Origin of the sequence: Methylibium sp. T29-B, assembly GCF_000576225.1 — a bacterium.
In the GTDB taxonomy this organism is placed as follows: Bacteria; Pseudomonadota; Gammaproteobacteria; order Burkholderiales; family Burkholderiaceae_C; genus Methylibium; species Methylibium petroleiphilum.
On record NZ_AZSN01000283.1, the window covers coordinates 1 to 2,705 of the forward strand.

Sequence of the window (2,705 nt, forward strand, 5' to 3'; positions counted from 1 at the left end):
CCACGCCAGCAGCACCGCGAAGGCGTCCGCACCGACCGAGGCCACCACGTCGCTGGCGCGCAGTGCGGCGCGCAGCCGCACCGCCAGCTTGCGCCGCAGCGCACCCAGCTCCGCCGCCGACGCGAGCTGCGTTGCGGCCGTCGTCAGGCCTTCAAGGTGGATCACCACCAGGGCCATCGGTGCGGGTTCGCGCTCGCGCAGCGCCAGCAGGTGGTTCACGTGTTCCAGCAGCTGCATCTGGTTGGGCAGGCCGGTGGCCAGGTCGGTCGCGTAGGCGCGGCGCGCCAGTCGGTCCAGGCGCTGGCGAACCACGGCCTGGTGCAGCGCCGGCAATAGCCGCTCGGCGGCGGCCAGGTCGGCCGACGGCAGCAGCGCCTGCACGCCGCGCTCCAGCAGCGCCTGCGCCAGCGCGGCGCTCGGCCGTTCGGTGGTCACCAGCACAGCGGCGTCACCGGCATCGGCCTGCCACCACGGCGAGGCCACGGCAGCGGCCAGCACCCGAACGTCGGCCGCCCTCGGCAGGTTCAGCAGCAGCGCGTCGAAGGGCTCGGCGCGCAGCCGCTCACGCGCCTCGTCCGGCGAGGCGCAGGCCTCGACCGTGCAGCGACCCCAGCCCGCGACGGCCAGCGCCGCCGGCCCCGGCACCCAGGGCAGCGAACCGACCAGCAACACGCGGCGGCAGTCATCGGCCATCACCGGCTCCGGGCACGAAAAAGGCCACCAGGGTGGCCTCGGAATGTGGAGCGGGTGAAGGGAATCGAACCCTCGTATGAAGCTTGGGAAGCTGCCGTTCTACCATTGAACTACACCCGCAATGCGTGCCGATTCTAGCGCGGCAGGCCCCTACGCCGAGGCCTCGGATCAGCGCGCACGGCGGCGCGCAGGCACGCGCACGACCGGCAGCGGCGCCGGGCCACTCAGGGTCGCGAGCCAGTCGACGAAGGCGCGCGTGCGGGCCGGCAGGTTGCGCTGGCTCGCATACACGGCGTTGATCGGCGTGGGCGGCGGCCGGATGCCAGCGAGCACTTCGACGCTTCGCCACGGCCGATGGCATCGGCCGCCATGTAGTCCGGCACCTGCGCCACGCCCAGCCCGGCCCGCACGGCCACGACCATCGCCTCGCCTTCGTCCAGCATCATGTGCACGCGCGGCCGCAACTGGACCGCCCGGCCGTCGCAGCGGAACATCCAGGGCCGCTCGCGGCCGGTGGTCGGCCAGCGAAAGCTCAGGCAGCGGTGCCGCGCCAGGTCGCCCAGCGTCGCGAGCGCCGCGCTCTCCTTCAGGTAGGACGGCGAGGCGATCGTTACGACCTGCTGCGTCCACAGCGGTCGCGCGACGAGGCTCGAATCGAGAAGCGTGCCGATGCGCACCGCCACGTCGACGCGCTCGTCGACGAGCGCCACCTGGCGATCCGACAGGTCCAGCTCGAGCGTCACGTCGGGCCGTGCCGCGAGGAACTGCGGCAGCCGCGGCACGACGAACAGCTTGCCCAGCGTCGACGGGACGCTCACCCGCAGACGCCCGCTCGGCGCGGCGCCGCGGTCGGACATCAGGCTGCGCGCCGCGTCGAAGTCGTCGAGCAACCGACGGCAGTGCTCGAAGAACACCGCGCCATCGTCGGTGAGCGACACCTGGCGCGTGGTCCGGTGCAGCAGCCGCAGGCCGAGCTGCGTCTCGAGCCGCGCGACGCTCTTGCTGACGCCCGACGGCGTCACGTCGAGCAGGCGCGCGGCCTGCGCGAAGCTGCGCGACTCGGCGGTGCGGACGAAGGCCAGGATGCCGGTGAGTTGGTCCATGGACGGAACGCCGTTCGGACGCTCGATTGATGACAGCTTGTCCGCAGTCTAGTGCCGGCCCCCGGACTTATCAACGCGCCGGCGGCTGCCCACACTGCAGGCATCGCCCCCCTGCTCCGAGGAGATTGCCATGTACGCCGTCGTTTCCCATCCCGCCTTGCTTCCCGAACTGCTGCCCGGCATACGGCACCGCACGCTCGCGGGCCCCGATGACGGCCTGTCGAGCCTGGAAGTCTGGTCGCAGTCGATCGCAGGACACGGCGCCACGCCGCCGCACCGGCACGATTGCGAGGAGGTGGTCCTGGTTCTGGCGGGCCGGGGTCTGCTGGCGATGAACGGCACCGACCTGCCCTTCCAGGCCGGCGACACGCTCATCATCGCGGGGTGTGGTGCACCAGATCCTCAACGACGGCGAGCACGAGCTGCGGCTGTTCGCCGCGCTCGGCATGGCACCGGTGCGGGCGGAGTTCCCGGACGGTACGCCGATCGCGCTGCCGTGGCAGCAGCCCACCGCCACCGCAGCGGCGTGCGTTCAGCCGCCGGTCCGGGCCGCCGCGGCGCGCGCCAGCGTCTCCGACGCCCGCTCGCCGACTGACGCCGGTAGTCGCCGGCGAAGGCGCTCAGGTTCCAGAAACCCCAGTGGCTGCCGCGCGCTGCACCGTCAGGCCGGGCGCGGCCTCGCGCAGCAGGCGACGCACGCCGTTCAATCGCACGCTGCGCAGGTAGGCGAGCGGGTTGACGCCCACTTCGTCCTCGAAAGCGTATTGCAGCGTGCGGCGGCTCACGTGCAGTGCCGCACACAGCTCGGGCACGCTGGGTGCGCGATCGGGGGCGGCTTCGATGCGCTCGCGCACCTGGGCCACCAGCCGGCGCCGCGCGCTGGCATTGCCGCGCTCGCGCCGCTCGGGG

Annotated in this window: 4 protein-coding genes and 1 tRNA gene; 1 reads left to right on the forward strand and 4 read right to left on the reverse strand. The window is 72.9% G+C overall.

All coding sequences use genetic code 11. From position 1 onward, the window contains the following. From Y694_RS21085 to Y694_RS21095, 3 genes are all read right to left on the reverse strand, one after another. Nucleotides 1–693, reverse strand: a 693-nt coding sequence (locus Y694_RS21085; protein ID WP_051495960.1) for a GGDEF domain-containing protein, incomplete at its 3' end; no start/stop codon positions are given. A 46-nt stretch (nucleotides 694–739) separates the two neighbouring features. Next, a tRNA-Gly gene (locus tag Y694_RS21090) sits at nucleotides 740–813 on the reverse strand. Nucleotides 814–917: 104 nt separating this feature from the next. Next, nucleotides 918–1,796, reverse strand: coding sequence for a LysR family transcriptional regulator (locus tag Y694_RS21095; RefSeq protein WP_051495961.1), 879 nt, complete (start codon nucleotides 1,794–1,796; stop codon nucleotides 918–920). Nucleotides 1,797–1,926: 130 nt separating this feature from the next. On the opposite strand from Y694_RS21095, the gene Y694_RS23870 reads away from it, so the two are divergent. Continuing rightward, complete coding sequence (locus Y694_RS23870) at nucleotides 1,927–2,391, forward strand: cupin domain-containing protein (protein WP_197028843.1); 465 nt, start codon at nucleotides 1,927–1,929, stop codon at nucleotides 2,389–2,391. A gap of 25 nt (nucleotides 2,392–2,416) precedes the next feature. Here the strand turns inward: Y694_RS23870 and Y694_RS21100 are convergent. Next, nucleotides 2,417–2,705: helix-turn-helix domain-containing protein (locus Y694_RS21100; RefSeq protein WP_036236300.1), on the reverse strand; the 289-nt coding region annotated here is incomplete at its 5' end.